The organism is Phytoactinopolyspora halotolerans (assembly GCF_010550675.1).
In the GTDB taxonomy this organism is placed as follows: domain Bacteria; phylum Actinomycetota; class Actinomycetes; order Jiangellales; family Jiangellaceae; genus Phytoactinopolyspora; species Phytoactinopolyspora halotolerans.
In genome coordinates, this window is record NZ_JAAGOA010000009.1 from 90,415 (window position 1) to 112,058 (window position 21,644).

Here is a 21,644-nt window from a genome sequence, read left to right on the forward strand (position 1 = left end):
CCGGTGCCGAGGGCCAGCAGCACGAGCACCGCGACGAAACCGACGACGCCGACGGGCGCGCCGAGCACGCAGTACGCGATCTCGGCCCACGCACGTCCGGTGACGGGCGTGCGCAGAACGGTGCCGAGCCGGAGATCACGCATCGCGACGCGCCGACATCCAGCCTCCGGCCGCGAGCGCGACCGACACGTACAGGCACAGCACCGCGAAACCGGCCCACGGCGACAAGACGTCGTCCGCCGGCTCGGTCACGGCCAGCGAGTTCCCCGCGATCATGGTCGGGAAGAACTTCGCCACCGTCGTCCCGGTCAGCCCGGCCAGCACACCCGGGACGACGAACAGCACGCCGGCCAGTGTCCCGATGGCCGCCGCCGTGTGCCGTAGCACGGCTCCCAGCGCGATGCCGATCAGCCCGACCATGGCCAGGTACACGCCAAAGAGCACCAGGGCGCGTATGACTCCGGGATCGCCGAGGCCGGGACGCGCCACCGCCTCGGTGAGCGCGAGCCGTCCGGCGAAGAACGTGCCGAACGTGACCAGCTCCCCCACCACCAGCGCGGCCGCACCGAACACCCCGGCCTTGGCCGCAAGCAGCAGCCGCCGGTTCGGGATCGCGGCGAGGGTGGAGCGGATCGCGCCGGACGAGTACTCCCCCGTGACCACCAGCACCCCGAGCCCGCCGATGAGGAGCTGACCGAGGATGAGTCCGGCGAGCAGGTTGTTCAGCGGGTCGACCGGCTCCGCCGCGGCTGCCTGAGGTGCCTCGGTGGCGGCAATCGTCACGATCCCGATCACGATCATCCCGGCAGCGGTGGTGGCGAGCACCCACACCGACGAGCGCAGGCTGCGCAGTTTGATCCATTCCATCCGTGCCGCGTGCCTGAATCCGTACCGGCCGGCGAGCAGCTCGGCCCTGTGCGATATCGCGGTCACCGCGTCCTCCTGTGCTGGGCGTGATCGTTGCCACGGTACTCTGCGCTGTCGCCGGTGAGCTCGAAGAACGCCTCTTCGAGCGAGCGGCCCTCGCGGGTGAGCTCGGCCACGCTGCTGTCGGCGAGCAACGCTCCGCGGCCGATGACGATCAGGCGGTCGGCCGTCAGCGCCATCTCACTGATCAGGTGACTGGAGAGCAGGACGGTGCGTCCTTCGGCGGCCAGCGACGTGACCAGGCCCCGGAGCCACCGCACGCCCTCCGGGTCCAAGCCGTTCACCGGTTCGTCGAACAGGAGCACCGGCGGGTCACCGAGCAATGCGGCGGCGATGCCGAGCCGCTGTGACATGCCCAGGGAGAAGCCGCCCGCCCGCCGTGCGGCGACGTCGGAGAGCCCGACCGTGTCCAGCACGGCCCGGACCCGGGCGCGCGGGATGCCGTTGCCGGCGGCCAGCGCGGCGAGGTGGTTCTCGGCGCTGCGGCCGGGGTGAAACGTCCTCGCCTCGAGCAGCGCCCCGACCTCCCGCAACGGCCAGGCCAGCCGATGGTACGGCGTGCCGTTGATGTGAGCGGTCCCCGCGTCCGGGCGATCCAGTCCGATGATCATTCGCATGGTGGTGGACTTGCCCGAACCGTTGGGGCCGAGGAACCCGGTGACGACACCGGGACGGACGTCGAAGTCGAGACCTCCGACGGCGACGGTGGAACCGTAGCGTTTGGTGAGCCCGCGGACTTCGATCACGGTTGTGTCCAGGTGAGTGTTCTCATGCCACCCACGCTACGAACGCGCGAGTGCGGCCAGAAGCCGGCTTTCCTCCGTCTCGCCTGGGGGTTCTCCCCCAGACGGGCGGGAGCGACGTGGCAGCATACCGCCCTCGGATGGCAGCCGGACCCATGCCGGACGCGGGCACGGCGCGGCTACGGTACGACTATGACGGTGAACACCGATGGCCTCGCTTCGTCGGGCCGCCCCAGGGTCAGTGGTTCGGCGGTGTCGGCCACGCCGGCCGCGGCGAGCGAAGCCGCGGCGGCGCATTTCGCCTCGCTACTGGCGTTCGAGACGGACTGCTGGGATGTCCGCGACGCCATGAGCCGGGATGCGATGGACTTCGTGCTACTCGATGTCCGCAGCCCCGAACTGTTCGCGGCCGGGCATGTACCGGGCGCCGACAATCTTCCGCATGGCCGGATCAACGAGCGCAACCTGGCGACGTACCCGGCGGACACGCTGTTCGTCGTCTATTGCGCCGGTCCGCACTGTAACGGCGCCGACAAGGCCGCGCTGCGGTTGGCCCGGCTCGGCCGGCCGGTGAAGAAGATGATCGGCGGCATCACCGGGTGGCTCGACGAGGGCTTCGAATTGACGACGACGTCGTGACGGGACGGGACGGGTCAGCCCCGTCCCCCGCGGTCATTCACCCCAGTCGTCAAGTGTCCATGCCGGCTCGACCATCTCGGTGCCGCCGGGACCGATCTGGACGATCTGGTTCCCGTGCCGCTCGATCGGACGTACCAGCCAGCTGTGATTCTGTGCGTTCCAGGTCAACACGTACTCCGTGTCCCGGCGCAACATCAGTGTTCCTCCCGAATCCCCGTCGCGGACGGTGGCGACGGTCACTGAACTGTGCCTGTGCTCGCCCCACACCGACGTCCGGACCGTGCGGTGTGAACCTGCACTCTGGTAGCGTGCCAGGTCGGCGGGGCATTGTTGACCGGCTCTATGAAGATATGTCCGTTCAGTGGTGCGTGATACGACCGAACGGATGAGGGCGGCGCCGTCCTTGAGCACGTAGCCTCGATCTTTTCGCCGCCACGGACGTACAGGTGTTCGACGCTGCACGTCGCAATCGTCTCGAATCGTCGGGCCTGAAAGATGACCCGAAATCGTCCCTTGACCTCAACATTTGTTGAGGTCTTAGCCTGGATGCACAGTTGTGACCAGCGCGGACGGTAAAGGTGATGACATGTCGGAAAGCTACGCCCAGCGGCCGGATGCCGATGTCGAGCGGGCTCAGGCCTTCGGTGAACAACTGGTCGAGGTTCACGGGTGGCTGCGAGCCGAGTTGTCCTCCATTCGTCGCGAGGTAGACGAGTTCGTCGCCGGCCGGGCGGATGCCCCGGCAGCCACACGCACGCCCCCTTCCCTCACCGTCCAGCTGCGCACACGCTGCCTGGAGTTCTGTGCGGACCTGCACCATCACCATACGGGTGAAGACGGCATCCTCTTCCCCGCCCTAGCGGAGGACGTTCCCGAACTGGTGCCGGTACTCCCCAAGCTTCAGCAGCAGCACATGGCCGTCGGCCGCATCCTCGACGCGCTGCAGGCGACGCTCCAGGATGCCGCCGACACCGACCCGGCGTGGGTCCGTGCGGAACTGGCGAGGCTCTCCGCCGAACTCGAGGCACACCTGTCTGATGAGGAGGCGCAGATCGTCGACGCCATGAACGCGATGCGACAGGAGCGCGTCGACGCGTTGACGGCGGCCGCCGAGGCACAAGCCGCGCAGGAGTGACGAGTCCTGGCACGTGAGCCGACGGATCGGCTACATGTCAGGACTTGTCCCGGTACTTCGGCACGTCCGGTGCCTCATCGAGGTCATCGAGGTCGCGGCCGGGCGCGTCCGAGCTGATACCCATGCCGCTGACCGGCCGCTGTCCGTGCACGAGACCGTCCTGAGCCTCCTGCTCCTTGAGCGCTCGCTCAGTGGTTCGCTCACGGTCGATCTCGCGCGGATCCTCACCGGGCGTCGGTGTTTCCTTGGTTCGCCGGTCCTCAGCCATGTGCTGCCCGGTACCCGGATCACGCCGACGACACACGTCCGGCGTGATGCGGACAACAGCAACGGGCACGCGGGAAATCTGATTCACCGGGCACGCCGGACGTCGTAGGATCAGGTACGTCGTCTGCGACGAAGGAGTATCAGGTGCTGGCCGCACATCGCCGCGAGCTCATTCTCGACACGGTCCGCAGCCGGGGCACGGTGCGCCTGCGCGATCTGACCGACGAGCTCGACGTCTCGATCGCCACCGTGCGCCGCGACGTCACCGAACTCGCCGAACGAGGGCTGCTGGCCAGGGTGCACGGAGCCATCAAACCCGCTCACGGGCAGAACGGCGACGGGGGTGCCGGAACCGTCGCCGCGAGTCAGTCCAGCGCCGCATCTCCCGGCTCCGGACTGACCATCGGCATGCTGGTGCCGTCGACGACGTACTACTACCCCGAGGTGATCCGCGGCGCACGCGCGGCGGCGGAGGACCTGGGTGCGCGGCTGGTGCTGGGCATGTCGTACTACAACCCCGAGGTCGAGCCGCAGCGCGTGCAGGAGCTGCTGGCCGGAGATATCGACGGCCTGCTCGTCACGATCAGCACGCAGATCGTCGGCGACGCCCGCTCCCGCCTGGACTGGCTCGCCGCGTTGGACGTGCCCATCGTGCTCGTCGAGCGCCCGGCCGGGCTCGGTACGGGGTTCGAGCACCTGGACTCGGTGTACTCGGACCACGTCTACGGCGCCTGCCTGGGCGTCAGGCACCTGGCCTCGCTGGGACACGGCTCGGTCGGCCTGGTCACCCGGCGCGACAGCCCGAACCGGGCGCTCATCGAGGCGGGGCACGGTGCGGGCCTGCGGGAGATCGGCGTGGAGCCGGGGCCACCGGTCACCACCCCGCATCCCGAGGTGGATGTCGCCGCCTTCGACGACGCCATCCGGGTGGTCACCGAGGATGTCGCCGGTGGGCGGATCAGTGCCTTACTCGTCCACAATGACCAGGATGCGATCGTGTTGATGCAGCGGCTGCACGCCCGGGGTATCCGCGTCCCGGACGACGTCGCGCTGGTCGCCTACGACGACGAGTCGGCCGCACTGGTCGACACTCCCCTGACGGCGATCGCGCCCGCGAAACGGGACGTCGGGAGGACAGCCGTGGAGCTGCTGATCGCTCGAATCGCTCATCCCGATGAGCGACCACGTCGGCATGTCGCGCTACTCCCCGAGTTGAAGGTTCGGGAGTCGTGCGGTGCCACAACCGTCGGCACCCGCTGATACCCACGACATATGTCGGGGTCAACCAGGTATTTCGGCCCGACAGTACGGTCCGCGGCGGCACTGGTGCTACGTATGCGCCACACCCGCGTTACGGTTCTGTAATCGAATCAGTGCCGCTTCGGGGCTAGACAACAGCCCTCTGCTGAGTGAATGATGCGTTAACGCTCACATCGCTCACGACGACGTGGAGGAGCCTATGCACCGGCAGCGCCCCCGTACCCTTCTCGCGATGGGCCGCGGCACAGCGCAGCGGGTTCTGAGCGGCCCGGTGGTCGACCGGCTTGTCGAAGTCGCCTACGTCGACCCCGCCCTGGTCGCATCGGACTTTTACCATCCGGAGATCCGGGCGGCGCTGGCCGACACGGAGGTGCTGCTGACGTCCTGGGGTTGCCCACCGCTGACGGAGGATGTGGTCAACGCCGCACCCCGGCTCCAGGCGGTGGTGCATGCGGCCGGAACGGTGAAGATGCATGTCACCGCGGCGTGCTGGGAGCGGGGCATCCGCGTCTCATCCGCGGCGACCGCGAACGCGATGCCCGTCGCCGAGTACACCGTCGCCGCGATCCTGTGGGCCAACAAGCGCGTCCTGGAGATCGCGGCCGACTATCGCGATCGGCGTGACTTCACCGACTGGGGAGGCAACCCCAGGATCGGGAACTTCCGCAAGACCGTCGGCGTCGTCGGCGCCTCTCGGGTGGGTCGGCGCGTGCTGGAGCTGTTGCGCATGTTCGACGTCGACGTGCTGTTGTCCGATCCGTACGTACACGGTGACGAGGGCGCCGCGCTCGGTGCCCGCGTCGTGCCGTTGCCGGAGCTGATGCAGGCGAGCGACGTGGTCAGCGTGCACGCCCCGGACCTGCCCACGACCAGGCACATGATCGGCGCGCCCGAACTGGCCTTGATGCGCGACGGCGGCATCCTGATCAACACCGCCAGGCCGGCGGTGATTGATCAGAAAGCGCTTACCAAGGAGCTGGTCGCTCGTCGCCTGAGCGCGATCCTCGACGTCACCGAACCGGAACCACTACCGGCCGACTCGGTCCTGTTCGATCTGGAGAACGTCTTCCTGACCCCGCACATCGCCGGGTCGCTCGGGGGCGAGCTGGCCAGGATCGCCGACGCCGCCGTCGACGAGCTCGAGCGCTACTCGCTCGGACTCCCCTTCGCCCACGAGGTCAAGCCAGAGGAGCTTGAACGCTCGGCGTGAGCGCACGCGCGCTGCTGCGCCGGCCCGAACCATCCATCCGCACATCACAGGGACAAGGAGGCCCCAGATGACCACCAAGAACGGGCTCAAGTTGTGGACGCGCCGGGACATGTTGCGAGCCGGCGGCGGGAGTGCGCTCCTGCTGACCATGTCGCTGGCCGGTTGCGCCGGATCGGGCGACTCCGATTCGGAGTCGGATGCCGACGACGACGGCAACGGCGCGCAGGAACCGGACCCGGATCGCCCGCTCGAATCGCCGATGCTCACCGAGCAGGTTGAGGCCGGCGAGTTGCCGCCGCTGGAGGAGCGGCTGCCGGTGGAGGCGGATCGCCTGGTGGTGGAGGCGCCGGAACTGGGCACCTACGGCGGGACCTACCACGGCGCGGTGCTCGGCCAGGGCGACGACCCCTGGCTGGAGCGGATGATCGCCTACGAGCCGATGCTCCGCGCCGACGCCCAGCTGGAGGAGATCGGCCCCGGCACATTCAAGGACATCGAGCGCAATGAGGATGCGACCGAGTTCACCATCCATATGCGTCAGGGCATGCGCTGGTCCGACGGCGAGCCGGTGACCGCGGACGACGTGATGTTCGCGATCGAGAATGTGTTCTTCAACGAAGACCTCCATCCGAACCTGCCGACCCTGCTCAGCGTCAATAATGAGGCGTGCACGGCGGAACCGGTCGACGACTTCACTGTGCGGCTCACGTTCCCGCAGTCCAAGGGCGATCTCATCGACGAGGCATCGCGAGCCGCGCAGTGGTGGGCGACCAATCTGCTCTTCTTCCCGAAGCACTACCTGCAGGACTTCCTCCCTGAGCTCAACCCGGACGCCGAGCAACTCGCCGAGGACGCAGGGTTCGGCGACTGGACGGAGTACTGGGAGGACCGGGTCCAGTGGTGGAACAACCCCGAGAGGCCGGTGCTGTACCCCTGGGTGATCACCGACCCGCTCAACGCCGGCAACGTCGCCGTCGCCGAGCGCAACCCGTACTACTGGAAGGTCGACTCCGGCGGCGCCCAGCTCCCCTACATCGACCGGCTCGAGTTCGAGGTCGTGCAGGAGGAGGAGGTGATGCTCCTCAAGGGCGTCAACGGCGAGCTGGACTTCCACTCGCGGCACTTCAACAACGACCAGAACAAGCCGGTGCTGGCCGAGGGCCGCGAGGACGGCGGCTACGACTTCGTCACCGTCGAGACCACCTCGATGAACGTGATGATCATCTCGCTCAACCTGAACCACAAGGACGAGGAGTTGCGGGAGATCTTCCAGAACAAGGACTTCCGGATCGGGCTGTCGCACGCCATCGACCGGCAGGACATCATCGACACCGTCTACCAGCGCCAGGGCGAGCCGTGGCAGGGTGCACCACATCCGAACTCGGAGTTCTACGACGAGGAGTTCGCCAAGCAGTACACCGAGTACGACGTCGACCTGGCCAACCAGCACCTGGACGCGGCCGGGCTTACTGAGAAAGACGGTTCCGGCTTCCGGCTGCGCCCGAACGGCGAGCGGCTGCGGTTCTCCATCGACGTCACCAACCTCTTTCCGCAGTGGGCCGACGCGGCGGACCTGGTGACCCAGTACTGGGCGGAGGTTGGCGTCGACGCCGCCGTCAATCCGATCGAACGGACCCTGTTCTACGAGCGCAAAGAGGTCGACGCCAACGAGTACGATGCCAACGTCTGGGCCGGCGACGGCGGGCAGAAGATCGAGATGCTGGAAACCCGCTGGTGGTTCCCGTCCGGCGGGGAATCGAACTATGCCGTCCGCTGGGCGGACTACTACACCAGCAGAGGCACCGGCGAGCACTCCCTGGAGCCTCCGGCCGAGGCGCTGGAGCAGATGGAGCTGGCCTGGCAGATCCCGCTCGAGCCGGATCCGGAGAAGCAGAAGGAGCTGTTCCGGCAGATCCTGCAGATCTCGAAGGAGCAGTTCTACGTGATCGGGATCGCGTTGCCCGCCGACGGTTACGCGATCGCGAAGAACAACCTGCGCAACGTGGTCGAGAGCTTCCCGGACTCGTGGCTGTATCTGACCCCGGGGCCGATCGACATCCCGACCTGGTACTTCGCCGACTGACGAGGTGATGACCCCGGAACTGGTCGAGCTCATGTCAAAGGCGGTGTGTGCAGATGCTCCGATACATCGGACGCCGGTTGCTGATCCTGATTCCCACGCTGTGGGCGATCTCGGTCGTGACGTTCATCATCATCCAGCTTCCGCCGGGTGATTACCTCACGACGGTGCGTGCGCGGCTGTCGGCGCAAGGCGACGGGAGCCTCGGAGCTCAGGAACTGGCCCGGCTGACCGAACGCTACGGTCTGGACGAGCCGGTGCTGGTGCAGTACTGGAAGTGGTTCAGCAACATCATCTTCCACGGTGACTTCGGGGACTCGTTCGACTTCGGCCGCCCGGTCTCGGCGTTGCTGGCCGAGCGGCTTCCGCTCACCATCACCCTGTCCGTGCTGACGTTGCTGTTCATCTGGGCGGTGTCGTTCCCGATCGGGGTGTACTCGGCGATGCGCCAATACTCCGTCGGGGACTACTCGTTCACCTTCCTCGGCTACCTGGGTCTGGCGGTGCCGAACTTCCTGATCGCGCTGGTACTGATGTGGATCAGCCTGCGCTACTTCGGGATGAGCGTGGGCGGGTTGTTCTCTCCGGAGTATCGGGACGCGCCGTGGAGCCTGGCGAAGTTCGGGGACATGCTGGCACACCTGTGGATCCCGGTGGTGATCTGGGGCACCGCCGGGACCGCGGCCAACATCCGGGTGCTGCGCGCGAACCTGCTGGATGAGCTGCGCAAACCGTACGTGGTCGCGGCCCGGGCACGCGGGATGAAGAAGAACTGGATGACGATCAAGTATCCGGTGCGGGTCGCGATGAACCCGTTCTTCTCCACCATCGGCTGGATCCTGCCCGGGCTGATCGCCGCGGACGCGATCACCTCGCAGGTGCTGAACCTCAACACCACCGGGCCGCTGCTGCTGCGCTCGCTGCTGGCCCAGGACATGTACCTGGCCGGGTCGATCCTGCTGATCAGCGCCGTGCTCGTGGTGATCGGCACGCTGATCTCGGACCTGGCGCTGGCCTGGCTGGACCCGCGCGTGCGGCTGCGCTACTAGAGGAGACGCGAGATGACTCAACCGTTCACCACCGGCGGGCCATCGCCGCTGGACGGGCCCGGCCTCGCCGCGGACGCGGAGAGCGCGCTCGATCGCGACGAGCAGGAACTCGCGCTCGCCTCGCAATGGAAGCTGATCTGGTGGGGGTTCAAGAAGCACCGGCTGGCGTTCGTCTGCGGCATCATCACCGTGCTGATCTACCTGGTGGCGGTGTTCGCCCCGTTCCTGGCGCCGTACTCGTCGTCGGCTCACAACGCCGACTACACCTACGCTCCCCCGCAGGGCCTGAACCTGTTCGACGACGGTTCGTTCAGCCCGCACGTCAACGGCTACACCTACGAGCAGGACCCGGAGACGCTGGCGCTGACGTTCACCCTCGACGAGGAGTCCACCGTCCCGATCGGGTTCTTCGTCAAAGGCGAGGAGTACAAGCTTCTCGGGTTCATACCGTGGGACCGGCACCTGATCGGCCCCAAAGACTACGACGGGCAGCCGATGTACCTGCTCGGCGCGGACTCCAACGGCCGCGACGTGCTCTCGCGCATCATCCACGGCACCACCGTGTCCATGTCGATCGGCCTGGTGGGGGTGTTGCTCTCACTGTTCCTCGGCGTCGTGCTCGGCGGCATCTCCGGCTACTTCGGCGGCAAGATCGACACGGCGATCCAGCGGCTGATCGAGTTCATCATCGCCATCCCCACCATCCCGTTGTGGATGGCTCTGTTCGCCGCCGTGCCCGACGGTTGGAGCCAGATTCAGCGTTACTTCGCGCTCACCGTGGTGATCTCCCTGGTGGGCTGGGTGGGTATGGCCCGCGAAGTCCGCGGCAAGTTCTACGCCGTACGCAGCGACGACTATGTCACCGCCGCCATCGCCGACGGCGCCGGTCAGACCCGGGTGATGTTCCGGCACATGCTGCCCTCGTTCACCAGCCACATCATCGCCAACCTGTCCCTGTCCATCCCGACCATCATCCTGGCCGAGACGGCGCTGTCCTTCATCGGACTCGGACTGCAGCCACCCACCGTCAGCTGGGGTGTACTGCTGCAAGAGGCACAGAACATCCGGGCGGTCTCCACCGCACCGTGGATCCTCATCCCCGGCATCGCCGTCGTCATCACCGTGCTGGCGATGAACTTCTTCGGCGACGGCCTGCGCGACGCCGCCGACCCCTACAAGAACTGACCAAGCCCATGATCATGAACGATCTCTGGGGCGTGCACGACACACGTGCTTCATGATCTCGCCGCTTTCAGAAGGAAGTCACCGACATGGATACCGACACAGGCACCACGGCCGGCACCGACCTGAGCGCGGGCACCACCACGGCCAAAGACACGGGCACGGCCAAAGACACCGGCGGCGGCACCACAACCGGTAACGGCGGCACCACAACCGGCACCGAGCGGGTCAGGCCGAGCGCGCGGCCGCACAACCAGGGCGAGGAGCCGCTGCTGCGCATCGAAGGGCTGCACACGCACTTCTCCACCCCGGACGGTGTGGTCAAGTCCGTCGACGGCGTCGACCTGAGCGTGCACGCCGGCCGGACCCTGTGTGTGGTCGGCGAGTCCGGCTGCGGCAAGTCCGTCACCGCCCGGTCCATCCTGCAGCTCGTCGACGCCCCCGGGAGGATCGTCGACGGATCGATCCTCTGGCGTCCCAACGGGCACGACCCCATCGACCTCGCCGCCGTCGACCCCGACGGCGAGGAGATCCGCCGCATCCGCGGCGGCGAGATCGGCATGGTCTTCCAGGAACCCATGGCCTCGCTGTCCCCCATGTACACCATCGGCGCCCAGCTGTCCGAGGCGATCCGGCTGCACCGCGGCGTCAGCAAGGAGGAGGCACGCGAGATCGGCATCGACCTGCTGCGCCGCGTCGGCATCCCCCAGCCGGAGAACCGCCTCGATGTCTATCCGTTCCAGCTCTCCGGCGGCATGTGCCAGCGCGTCATGATCGCCATCGCGCTGTCCTGCAACCCCGCCCTGCTCATCGCCGACGAACCCACCACCGCCCTGGACGTGACCACCCAGGCCCGCATCCTCGACCTGCTCAAAGACCTGCAGCAGGAGACCGGCATGGCGATGATGTTCATCACGCACGACCTCGGCGTCGTCGCGGAGATCGCCGACGAGGTCACCGTCATGTACCTCGGCCGCGTCGCCGAGCACGGCAGCGTCGAACAGATCTTCACCGACCCCAAGCATCCCTACACCCAGGCGCTGCTACGCTCCATCCCCACCATGCGTCACGGCCGGCGCGAGCCCTTGGCCGCCATCCGCGGCATGGTCCCGCATCCACAGCGCCGCCCCGCCGGATGTCCGTTCCGCACCCGCTGCGACCACGCCATGCCCGGCGTCTGCGACGTCGACGCACCACCCGCCAGCCGGTTCACCGCCGACCACCTGACCTACTGCCATCTCTACAGCCACCCCGGCGCACTCCCCATATCACCGGTCCCCGACCGGGTGGACACGGCCGGGGGCGAACCCGCCCACCCCCGCGCCGTCGTCAGCACTCCCACAGACGCCGACGCACCCACCGACGCCGGCGCCCACACAGACGCTCGCGCCCAGGCGCCGGCAACGCCGCTACTCGAAGTGCGCAACCTCACCAAGCACTACACGCTGGGCGGCGGCATGTTCCGCCGGCAGAAGGGCGTCGTACGCGCCGTCGACGACGTCGACCTCACCATCCACCCGGGCGAGACCCTCGGCCTCGTGGGCGAGTCCGGCTGCGGCAAGACCACGCTCGGCCGCTGCATCGCCCGCCTGCTCGACGCGAGCTCTGGCGAGATCCGCTACCGCGAGGCCGACGGCACCCAGGTCGATCTCGCCCAGCTCCACGGCCGGGCACTGCAGAAATACCGATCCCAGGTGCGGGTGATCTTCCAGGATCCGTTCTCCTCGCTCAATCCGAGGATGACCCTGGAACAGATCGTCGGCGAACCGCTGCGGGTCAACGGGCTTGCCAGCGGAAGCGCGCTCAAGGATCGGGTGGCGCGGATGCTCTCCCGGGTGGGTCTCCGCCCGGAGTACATGCCTCGCTACCCGCACGCCTTCTCCGGCGGGGAACGCCAACGCATCAACATCGCACGCGCCCTGATCACCGAGCCCCGCCTCGTCATCGCCGACGAGCCGGTATCGGCCCTGGACGTCTCCGTCCGTGCGCAGATCCTCAACCTGCTCACCGAGCTCCAGGAGGAGTTCGGACTGACCTACCTGTTCATCTCCCACGACCTCTCCGTCGTCGAACACGTCAGCGACCGCGTGACGGTGATGTACCTCGGCAAGATCGCCGAACAGGCGAACACCGCCGACCTCTACCGCCGGCCGCACCACCCCTACACCGAGACCCTGCTGCACGCCGTCCCGCTCCCCGACCCGAACCGCCGGCGCACTCGCCAGGAGCGCGCGACCACCGACGACCTGCCGGACCCGGCGAACCCGCCGTCCGGGTGCCTGTTCCATACCCGCTGCCCGCACGCCTCCACCCAGCTCTGCCCCACCCAGGTGCCCGAACTACGTCCCACCGGGGACGGACGTCGCGCCGCCTGCCACTACGCCGACGAGCTCACCCTCTCCGGCGTCGCCACCGACGACTAGCTCAACTCGCGTCGATGCCGGCGTTCATACTGTCCGTTGTGCACGCAGGACCGTGTCGTGAGTGTGGTGGGTACCCGCCGGCGCGGGCGCTTCTCGCGGGCGTCTCTGGTTGATCAGGACTGTCCATGCGTCGTCGAGGATCCCGGCGATATCGTCGGGCTGATAGTAGTCACGGAAGTCCACGCCGTTTCCGTGCCGTGCGGGCAGGTCGGCGAGGTCGTGGCTGACGACGATCAGGGTGCCGCCGGGGGCGACGGCGTCAAGCAACGCGTGCAACGCTGCGTGATCAGGTTGTCGCGGAAGGGGAAAGTACGGCACGGACACCAGGTCGAACGCGGCTGCCGGCGGCGGAGTGGCGACCAGGTCGCCGTGCGTCCACGCCACCCGATCGGCGACATCCGCGCCCGCGGCGGCGGCACGTTCCAGCGCGACGCGTGAGATGTCGACCGCGGTGACTCGCCAGCCACGCCGGGCCAGCCAGATCGCGTCCGCTCCTTCACCGCATCCGACGTCGAGCGCTTGCCCAGGCGGCAGGTCGGCGGCCTCCGTGGCCAGCACCGGGTTCGGGGACCCGCTGAAGACCTGGTCGCGGCCGCGATACATCTCGTCCCAATGCTCCGAATCCATCCGTGGTCGCTGAATCATCATGAACACCTCCGGCGTCAATCTCGCCGCGCCGAGCAGCTTTTCGCAAAATGCTTTGCGGAAACCGCAAACCGTGGCACGGTGAACGTATGAGCGACGAGTTCGACGCCGTGCTGAGCTCGGTCGGACCGCGGCTGCGCGATTTGCGACGTCGCAGCGGAGCCACCCTGGCGACGCTGTCGGAGAGCACCGGTATCCCGATCAGCACCCTGTCCCGGCTGGAATCCGGGCAACGCAAGCCGGGCTTGGAACTGTTGCTCCCGCTGGCGAAGGCCTACCACGTGCCCCTCGACGAACTCGTCGGCGCCCCGGCCAGCGGCGACCCCCGGGTGCATCCACGCCCGTTCAACCACAACGGCATGACCGTCATCCCGCTGACACGTAAACCCGGTGGCTTGCAGGTGCGCAAGCAGATTCTCCCGGCTGGCCTGACCGACCGTCTCGAGCCCGATCTGCGCTCCCATGAGGGATATCACTGGCTGTATGTCCTCAGCGGGCGGCTGCGGATGATCCTCGGCAGCCAGGACTTCGTCCTCGCCGCCGGAGAGGTCGCCGAGTTCGACACGCATCTCCCGCACTGGTTCGGCAATGCCGACGCCGACCCGGTGGAGTTCCTGAGCATTCTCGGTCCCCAGGGCGAACGTTTCCATGTCAAGGCCCGCTATCGACCCGGATGACCTGGCCTCCCCGGCCGGATGCGCGCCGGGTGACGCGTGCGGGACGAGTGACGCGTGCGGGGCGGGTCGCCGAAGACGCCGTCGTTGCGACCTCCCGCTCCGGCTATGACGTGGCGGCGCGTGCGAGCAGGCCGCTCAGCTCGCGGCAGTACTCGGTGAACTCCGGCGGCTGCTCGACGGTGAAGTCGATGCCGCGGATCGCCACGATGACGGCCAGCCACTCGAGGGAGTCCACCCACGCCGTGTACCGGCACCGAGCGTCGTCGATCGACTCCAGCACGCCGTCGCGGGGGAAGAACCGGTTGCCAACCTGATCGATCGGTGCGTGGAAGGTGATGACCGCGCGAATCCTGGGCTCGCGGAAGGATGCCTCGACGTACTCAGCAGCCGTGTCCGCGGGCAGCCGCCGCGGCGCGAAGTTCCGGCCGGTCGCCTCGACGTCGCTGATCCGGTCCAGCCGGAAGGTGCGCCAGCCGTGCCGTTCGAGGTCCCACGCCAGCAGGTACCAGCGCTGTCGGGAGAGCACCTGCCGGTACGGCTCGACATCGCGACGGCTGGCGGCACCCTCGCGATCGGTGTAGACGAACCGGATCCGTTCACGTCGCTGGATCGCCCGGCCCACGGCGCTGAGCACCTCGATCCGCACCTCGGCCGGCGCTCGGCCGGCGCCGGTCTCGGTGGCCTCGAGCACGGCGGCCATCGTGCGTCGCAGCCGTGCCGGCAGCACCTGCTCGAGCTTGCGCAACGCGCCGCTCGCCGCGTCGTCGGCGGACTCCCCCAGCGACACCTGTGCGGCGAGCCGGAGACCGAGGCCGACCGCCACCGCCTCGTCGTCGTTGAGCAACAGCGGCGGCATGGCCGAGCCCGCCACCAGACGGTAGTAGCCGCCCGGCCCAGCCTGCGTCTGTACCGGGTACCCCAGCTCACGCAGCCGCTCGACGTCGCGACGCAAGGTGCGCGGGCTGGTCTCCAGCCTGCGCGCGAGTTCCGCGCCGCTGAATTCTTGGCCGTTCTGCAGCACCGATAGCAGCGCGAGCATGCGCCGGCTCGGATCGCTCATGGATGCATCGCCGTTCGAACTCCGAGGGCGAACTCCCCGGCTCGATGAACGTCCCCGGGGCCCTTTCCTCGCTAGTTGTGGACAGAATCTGGCCACAACACTACCTAGCCTCGAGGTATGGCAACAACACGAAACCCGGGACCGCGCCGCCAGCCGGACCCGCCGCTCGGTGCTACGCGCGACCGCATCACTGTCGTCGGCGCCCGCGAGAACAACCTGAAGAACCTCACCGTCGAGATCCCGAAGGACGCCGTCACGGTTGTCACCGGCGTGTCCGGATCCGGAAAATCGTCACTGGTATTCGACACGATCGCCGCCGAGTCGCAGCGCCAGCTGAACGAGACCTTCCCGGCGTTCGTACGCAACCGGTTGCCGCACCACCGCCAGCCCGACGTGGACACGATGCACAACCTGCCGCCCGCGATCGTCGTCGACCAGCGTCCTCTCGGCCGCAACGCCCGGTCCACCGTAGGCACCGCCACCGAGGCGTACACCCTGCTGCGACTGCTCTACTCGCGGGCGAGCACACCGTTCGTCGGCTACTCCCCCGCGTTCTCGTTCAACGATCCCAGCGGCATGTGCCCGCGTTGCCAGGGCCTCGGTGCCGTCGACGACATCGACATCGACCGTCTCATCGACCGTGACCGTTCGCTCATCGACGGCGCCATCCGGTTCCCGACGTTCCTGCCCGGCACGGTGCGCTGGAAGCGCTACATCGACTGCGGGCTGTTCGACAACCACAAGCCGCTGCGCGATTACACCGACGACGAGTGGCACACGCTGCTGCACGGTGAGGGGTTCAAACCGCCGGATCCCTCCCCCGGCTGGCCGCCGAGCTCCCACTACGAGGGAGTGCTGCCCCGGTTCCGGCGCATGTACCTCGCGGTTAATCAGGACAAGCTGCCCGCCCACGTCGTGGACGCGATCGACGACGTCGTCACCCGCCGGGTCTGCCCCGGCTGCGGCGGGGCCAGGCTGACGCAGGCCGCCCTGACCGCGACGGTCGAGGGTCGCACCATCGCCGAGTGCGTGACGATGGAGGTGCGCGATCTGGCCGCCGCGTTGCGCCGTGTCGACATCCCACCGGTGAAGACGGTCGTCGCCGCCCTGGTGGACCGGCTCGAGGCGTTGGTCGACGTCGGGCTCGGATACCTGACCCTGAACCGGGAGACGCCCAGTCTCTCCGGCGGCGAGGCGCAGCGGGTGAAACTCGTCCGGCACCTCGGCTCCAGCCTCAGCGGCCTGCTCTACGTGCTGGACGAGCCGAGCATCGGGCTGCACCCGCACGACATCGGGCGGCTGAACCGGCTGATCCGCCGGCTGCGCGACAAAGGCAACACGGTCCTGCTGGTCGAGCACGATCCCGAGGTCATCCGCGTCGCCGACCACCTGATCGAGCTCGGCCCGGGGGCCGGCACCGCAGGCGGCGAGATCCTCTACAACGGGGACCTCGACGGTGCTCGAGCGTCGAACACCCCCACCGGCGCGGCGCTGCGACAGCGACCGGTCATCAAGCCGCGGCCGAGAACCGCCACCGGTGGGATCGAGATCACCCATGCACGGCGGCACAACCTCGCCGACGTCACCGTCAGCATCCCGCGCGGCGTTCTGACGGTGGTGACCGGGGTGGCCGGCTCCGGTAAGAGCAGCCTGGTCACCGGGGTATTGCCGCGCGTGTGCCCAGACGTGGTCATCGTCGACCAATCGGCCGTGCACGGCTCGCGGCGTTCCACCCCGGCCAGTTTCACCGGGGTGCTCGACCCGATCCGCCGGTTGTTCGCCCGCGTCAACGGCGTACGCCCCGCGTTGTTCAGCGCCAACTCCGAGGGCGGGTGCCCGCGGTGTCGCGGCCTCGGCGTGATCGAGACCGACCTGGCGTTCCTGGAGTCCGTCAGCACCGTCTGCGACGAGTGCGGCGGATCCCGCTACGCGCCGGCCGCGCTGGCGCACACCGTGCACGGCCGGACCATCGTCGACGTGCTGGGCTCGACCGCGGCCGACGCGGCCGGGTTCTTCGACGCGGCGGGCGACGACGGAGCGATCGTCGAACCGCTGCGCCGCCTGGTGGACGTCGGACTCGGCTACCTCACCCTCGACCAGCCCGTGAGCACCCTCTCCGGCGGCGAGCGGCAGCGGATCAAGCTCGCCCGCGAACTCGACGTCACCGGTCAGGTATACGTCTTCGACGAGCCGACGACGGGACTGCACCGCGCGGACACCATCCGGCTGATGGAGATCCTCGACGGCCTGGTGGATCAGGGTGCGACCGTGGTGGTCATCGAGCACGATCCGGACGTCGTCGCCGGTGCCGACTGGGTGATCGAGCTAGGGCCGGGCGCGGGACACGACGGTGGCCGGGTCGTCGCCGCCGGCACACCGGCAGACCTGCTTGCCCACCCGCGGTCGCTCTCGGCCGAGTACCTCGGTGCTCCCCCCGGCGACGCCGCGAACTGACCGATCAGCGACGAGTGCCCGGCTAGCGGCCCAGGACGGCCATCGCCGCGGCACGCCCGGGTATCCCGCTGACGCCGCCGCCGCGGCGCGCGCCCGCGCCACAGATCAGCACGCGGGGGTGTGCCGTCTCCACCCCCCAGCGGCCAGGACCGTCGCCGGGCACGCCGGTCTCCTCCGCGTGCGGCCAGGACAGGTTCCGGTGGAAGATGTGCCCGCCGGGCAGGCCGATCTCGTCCTCCAGGTCCAGCGGGGTCCGGGCCTCCACGCATGGCCGCCCGTCGGAATCCGTGTACAGGCAGTCCTCGATCGGCTCGGCCAGCACGTCGTCGAGCGAACGGAACACCGAGCGCAGCGCGACGTCACGGGCGCGCTCGTTCCGTCCGCGGAACAGGCGGGCCGGCATGTGCAGGGCGAACAACGTCAGCGTGTGCACACCCTCGGCGCGCAGCCCCGGACCGAGCACGGACGCGTCGGTGAGCGAGTGGCAGTACACCTCGCAGGGCGCGAGGTCGGGGACCCAGCCCGCCTCCGCCTGCGCGTACGCGGCACGCAGCTGTGTCATCCGCTCGTTGACGTGAAGCGTCCCGGCGAACGCGCTGGCCGGGTCGACGTCGCTGCGTAGCCGCGGCAGCCGCCGCAGCAGCATGTTGACCTTCAGTTGGGATCCTTCCGGTTCCCGCCGATCCGGTTCGGGACTGTCCCCCGGCTCAGGGCTGCCGTCCAGGTCAGAGCCGTCATCCGGTTCGGTGCTGTCCGCCTGCTCGCCCAGCAGCCGGCGCATCGTCGCCGGGGCGCATCCGAACAGGACATGACCGGCGCCGACCCGTCGCTGGTTGCCGTCCGCGTCGGTGAAGACCACCTCGCCCTCCGGATCCACCGCCGTCACCTCGGCGCGGACGCGGATGTCCGCCCCCGCGCTCAACGCCGCCTCGTGCAACCCCTCCGTGACCGCTCCCATACCGCCCACGGGCACGTCCCAGCTTCCGGTGCCGTTGCCGATCACGTGGTAGAGAAAGCAGCGGTTCCCCAGGAGCTCCGGGTCGTCGTCGAGGTCGGCGAAGGTGCCGATCAGAGCATCGGTCAACACGGTGCCACGCACCGCGTCGTGCGCGAAGCGACGGCTCACCGAGGCCGCGAGCGGCTCCTCGAACAGCATCCGCCACGTGTCGTCGTCATCGACGACGGCGCGCAGCTGCGAGCGCGACATCAGCGGCTCGACCATGGTCGGGAACAGGCGCGTCGCGGCGCGGCCGAGCCGGCCGTAGAACTCCCGCCAGGCCGCATACTCGCGCTCGTCGCCAGTGATCTTGGCGAACGAGGTGCCGGTGCGGCCGTCGTCGGCACCGTCCACCAGCAGACCAGCGTCGCCGACCGGTGTGTACGACGAGATCTGCCGACGACGCAGCTCGACCGGCAGCCGGAGCTCGGAGATGATCTGCCGCGGCAGCAACGAGACCAGGTATGAGTAGCGGGACAGCCGCGCGTCGGCACCCGGGAAGACCGCCGCCGACACCGCCGCGCCGCCGACGCGGTCCAGCCGTTCCAGCACCAGCACGCTCCGGCCTGCCCTCGCCAGGTAGGCGGCCGCGGTCAGCCCGTTGTGGCCGCCGCCGACCACGACGGCGTCGTAATATCCGGCCGTCATGCCAGACCGTTCCTCTCCGGCGCCTCTGCGTAAGGCTGCCAGAGCTATCGTGCCCCACAAAGCCATGGTTGTCTCCGGCCCTCGCCTGTGCCAGTCGATCGACGCTGTCGTCGCGTTGTCGTCGTCGGGATCGTCTCGTCGGGATCATCGTCGAGATCAGCCTGCTGAGCCGGACCGCCGCTGCTCAACCCCTAATCCGGGGAGTTCAGGGGAACCCCAGGGATCACCCTGATCCAGTGGTGGGGATACCTCCAGTGCGCACCCGGGCGGGGTCCGGCAGGATGAGACCGTGCAAGCTCTCACGGGCGTGACTCGGGCGGCTGCGCGGCAGCGGCTCCGGCTGACCGTGCGGGCGGCCGGGCTGATGTTCGCCTCCTGTGCGGGTCTGCTGCTCGGTTCGGTGCTCATCACCGCCATCGGCATGGCATGGTTCGTGGTGCTCCTCCCGGTGTTGCCGATCCTGGTGGCGACGGTGCGCAGATTCGCCGACGCGCATCGCCGCTGGGCCGCAGAGCTGCTGGGCACGCCGATCCCGGCGCCGTACCGGCCGCTTCCGGACGGTCGGCTGTTTCCGCGGCTGCGCGTCCTGGCCGGCGACCCCGCCACCTGGCGGGATCTCGCCTGGCTGTTCGTCAACGCGACGGCCGGCTTGCTGTTGACCGGCGTCGCGTTCTCCCTCGCGCTGTCGACGCTGGGCTTCGCCGGGCTGCCCCTCACCTGGCCGATCCTGCCTGTGGAGTTCACGGCGCCTCCAGACGGCCAAGAGCTGCGCTCACTCACCGGTGACTGGGGCCTGGTGGTGGTGAGCGACTGGCCGTCCGCGCTGCTCGCGTCGGTCCAGGCGATCCCGATGGCCGCGCTCTGGTGGTGGGCGACGCCGCACCTGATGCGCGTGCATGCCCGGATGACGCGGGCGCTGCTGGCGCCCACGGACGCGGCCATGCTCACCGCACGCGTGGAGCAGCTCGCCGAGTCGCGGGCCGAGACCGTCGACACCCAGGCGGCTGAGCTGCGGCGGATCGAACGCGACCTGCACGACGGCGCACAGGCGCGGCTGGTCTCGCTCGGCATGAGTCTGGGGCTGGCCGAGGAGATTCTCGCCAACAACCCGGAGGCGGCGCGTGAGCTGTTGGCCGAGGCACGCGAGTCGACCGGTCAGGCGCTCGCCGAGCTACGGGATCTGGTGCGCGGGATCCATCCGCCGGTGCTGGCCGATCGTGGCCTGGCCGGTGCGGTGCAGGCCGTCGCGCTCGCGCACCCGGGCGAGGTGGACGTCACGGTGGAGCTGCCCGGACGTCCGGACGCGCCGGTGGAGTCGGCCGCGTATTTCGCCGTCGCGGAGGCGCTGACCAATGTCGCCAAACACGCGCACGCGAACCGGGCGTGGGTGCAGATCTGGTACGACGGCGGCCTGCTCAAGCTCGCCGTCGGCGACGACGGCCGCGGTGGTGCCCGGGTCCAGCCGGGTGGCGGGCTGCACGGACTGGAGCGTCGTCTGGCAGCATTCGATGGGACACTCTCGGTCACCAGTCCGCCGGGCGGGCCGACCGTCATCACCATGGAGCTGCCGTGCGCGTTGTCATCGCCGAAGACCTCGCCCTTCTCCGCGACGGATTGATCCGGCTGCTCGAGGCGCACGGCATGCAGGTGGTCGAGGCGGTGGACAACGGACCGTCACTGCTGCGGGCGCTGCTCACCCACCGGCCGGATGTGGCGGTCGTCGACGTACGGCTGCCGCCCGACCACACCGACGAGGGTCTGCGCACGGCGATCGAGGCTCGTCGCCAGGTGCCTGGCCTTCCGGTGCTGATCCTCTCCCAGTACGTCGAGCAGCTGTACGCGCGGGAGCTGCTCGCGGCCCAGGAGGGCGGCGTCGGCTACCTGCTGAAGGAACGTGTCTCCGACGTCGCCCAGTTCGTCGATGCGGTGCGCCGGGTCGCCGACGGCGGCACCGCCATGGACCCCGAGGTGGTTCACCAACTGCTGTCCAAGCGCGCGCACGACGAGCCGCTCAGCCGGCTGACCGCCAGGGAGCACGAGGTGCTGACGTTGATGGCCGAAGGCCGGACGAACGCGGCGATCGCGGCCCGGCTGTCGGTCACCCTCAAGGCGGTCGACAAGCACGTCGGCAACATCTTTCTCAAGCTGGGCCTGCCGGCATCCGAGGACGACAACCGTCGCGTCCTGGCCGTCCTCGCCTATCTGGAGAAGTAACGGCGGGGACCGTCACGTCGTGGGCTCACGTCAC

19 protein-coding genes are annotated in these 21,644 nt (G+C 68.7%); 12 read left to right on the plus strand and 7 right to left on the minus strand.

The features are described 5' to 3' along the window. Positions 1-135: 135 nt before the first annotated feature. Together G1H10_RS14365 and G1H10_RS14370 are read right to left on the minus strand one after the other, a co-directional pair. Positions 136-933: an ABC transporter permease gene (locus G1H10_RS14365; RefSeq protein ID WP_163738808.1), complete on the minus strand. Its 798-nt coding sequence runs from the start codon at positions 931-933 to the stop codon at positions 136-138. Further along, a complete protein-coding gene (locus G1H10_RS14370; protein WP_163738811.1) occupies positions 930-1,673 on the minus strand; it encodes an ABC transporter ATP-binding protein in 744 nt (247 codons plus the stop codon). The genes G1H10_RS14365 and G1H10_RS14370 overlap by 4 nt, the downstream gene beginning before the upstream one ends. A 189-nt stretch (positions 1,674-1,862) precedes the next feature. Here G1H10_RS14370 and G1H10_RS14375 point away from each other — a divergent pair, with 189 nt between their 5' ends. Further along, on the plus strand, positions 1,863-2,309 hold the full coding sequence (locus tag G1H10_RS14375; RefSeq protein WP_163738813.1) for a rhodanese-like domain-containing protein: 447 nt from the start codon (positions 1,863-1,865) through the stop codon (positions 2,307-2,309). A 33-nt stretch (positions 2,310-2,342) separates the two neighbouring features. On the opposite strand, the gene G1H10_RS14380 is transcribed toward G1H10_RS14375, so the two are convergent. Continuing rightward, positions 2,343-2,504 carry a hypothetical protein gene (locus tag G1H10_RS14380; RefSeq protein ID WP_163738816.1) on the minus strand — a complete coding sequence of 54 codons (162 nt, stop codon included), beginning with the start codon at positions 2,502-2,504 and terminating at the stop codon, positions 2,343-2,345. Positions 2,505-2,895: 391 nt separating this feature from the next. Here G1H10_RS14380 and G1H10_RS14385 point away from each other — a divergent pair, with 391 nt between their 5' ends. Then, positions 2,896-3,444, plus strand: coding sequence for a hemerythrin domain-containing protein (locus G1H10_RS14385; RefSeq protein ID WP_163738819.1), 549 nt, complete (start codon positions 2,896-2,898; stop codon positions 3,442-3,444). Positions 3,445-3,481: 37 nt separating this feature from the next. Here G1H10_RS14385 and G1H10_RS14390 read toward each other — a convergent pair whose 3' ends face one another. Next, positions 3,482-3,781, minus strand: a complete 300-nt coding sequence (locus G1H10_RS14390) for a hypothetical protein (RefSeq protein ID WP_163738822.1) — start codon at positions 3,779-3,781, stop codon at positions 3,482-3,484. Between the two features lie 74 nt (positions 3,782-3,855). Between G1H10_RS14390 and G1H10_RS14395 the strand changes: the two genes are divergently transcribed. From G1H10_RS14395 to G1H10_RS33010, 6 genes are all read left to right on the plus strand, one after another. Further along, positions 3,856-4,971: a substrate-binding domain-containing protein gene (locus G1H10_RS14395; protein WP_163738825.1), complete on the plus strand. Its 1,116-nt coding sequence runs from the start codon at positions 3,856-3,858 to the stop codon at positions 4,969-4,971. 232 nt (positions 4,972-5,203) lie between these two features. Continuing rightward, entirely contained in the window at positions 5,204-6,181 is a 978-nt protein-coding gene (locus G1H10_RS14400) for a hydroxyacid dehydrogenase (RefSeq protein WP_216853264.1), read from the plus strand. 67 nt (positions 6,182-6,248) lie between these two features. After that, positions 6,249-8,264 (plus strand): ABC transporter substrate-binding protein, encoded by a 2,016-nt coding sequence (locus G1H10_RS14405; protein WP_163738830.1) that lies wholly within the window; start codon positions 6,249-6,251, stop codon positions 8,262-8,264. Positions 8,265-8,317: 53 nt separating this feature from the next. Continuing rightward, on the plus strand, positions 8,318-9,310 hold the full coding sequence (locus G1H10_RS14410) for an ABC transporter permease (protein ID WP_163738833.1): 993 nt from the start codon (positions 8,318-8,320) through the stop codon (positions 9,308-9,310). Between the two features lie 12 nt (positions 9,311-9,322). Further along, positions 9,323-10,495 (plus strand): ABC transporter permease, encoded by a 1,173-nt coding sequence (locus G1H10_RS14415; RefSeq protein WP_163738836.1) that lies wholly within the window; start codon positions 9,323-9,325, stop codon positions 10,493-10,495. 86 nt (positions 10,496-10,581) lie between these two features. Continuing rightward, the gene (locus G1H10_RS33010; protein ID WP_163738839.1) at positions 10,582-12,915 is read left to right on the plus strand and encodes an ABC transporter ATP-binding protein; all 2,334 of its coding nucleotides are present in this window, start codon (positions 10,582-10,584) and stop codon (positions 12,913-12,915) included. Positions 12,916-12,939: 24 nt separating this feature from the next. Here G1H10_RS33010 and G1H10_RS14425 read toward each other — a convergent pair whose 3' ends face one another. Then, complete coding sequence (locus G1H10_RS14425; protein WP_163739193.1) at positions 12,940-13,542, minus strand: class I SAM-dependent methyltransferase; 603 nt, start codon at positions 13,540-13,542, stop codon at positions 12,940-12,942. A gap of 107 nt (positions 13,543-13,649) precedes the next feature. Here G1H10_RS14425 and G1H10_RS14430 point away from each other — a divergent pair, with 107 nt between their 5' ends. Next, positions 13,650-14,237: a helix-turn-helix domain-containing protein gene (locus G1H10_RS14430; RefSeq protein WP_163738842.1), complete on the plus strand. Its 588-nt coding sequence runs from the start codon at positions 13,650-13,652 to the stop codon at positions 14,235-14,237. Positions 14,238-14,340: 103 nt separating this feature from the next. Here the strand turns inward: G1H10_RS14430 and G1H10_RS14435 are convergent, their stop codons facing one another. After that, complete coding sequence (locus G1H10_RS14435) at positions 14,341-15,297, minus strand: helix-turn-helix transcriptional regulator (protein WP_174264349.1); 957 nt, start codon at positions 15,295-15,297, stop codon at positions 14,341-14,343. Between the two features lie 117 nt (positions 15,298-15,414). On the opposite strand from G1H10_RS14435, the gene G1H10_RS14440 reads away from it, so the two are divergent. Then, positions 15,415-17,751 carry an ATP-binding cassette domain-containing protein gene (locus tag G1H10_RS14440; RefSeq protein ID WP_163738845.1) on the plus strand — a complete coding sequence of 779 codons (2,337 nt, stop codon included), beginning with the start codon at positions 15,415-15,417 and terminating at the stop codon, positions 17,749-17,751. 22 nt (positions 17,752-17,773) lie between these two features. Here the strand turns inward: G1H10_RS14440 and G1H10_RS14445 are convergent, their stop codons facing one another. Beyond that, a complete protein-coding gene (locus G1H10_RS14445) occupies positions 17,774-19,396 on the minus strand; it encodes a phytoene desaturase family protein (protein ID WP_163738847.1) in 1,623 nt (540 codons plus the stop codon). A 289-nt stretch (positions 19,397-19,685) separates the two neighbouring features. On the opposite strand from G1H10_RS14445, the gene G1H10_RS14450 reads away from it, so the two are divergent. Together G1H10_RS14450 and G1H10_RS14455 are read left to right on the plus strand one after the other, a co-directional pair. Beyond that, entirely contained in the window at positions 19,686-21,014 is a 1,329-nt protein-coding gene (locus tag G1H10_RS14450; protein WP_216853266.1) for a sensor histidine kinase, read from the plus strand. Then, positions 20,966-21,610, plus strand: coding sequence for a response regulator (locus G1H10_RS14455; RefSeq protein WP_163738850.1), 645 nt, complete (start codon positions 20,966-20,968; stop codon positions 21,608-21,610). Before G1H10_RS14450 ends, G1H10_RS14455 begins: the two co-directional genes overlap by 49 nt. Positions 21,611-21,644 lie beyond the last annotated feature (34 nt).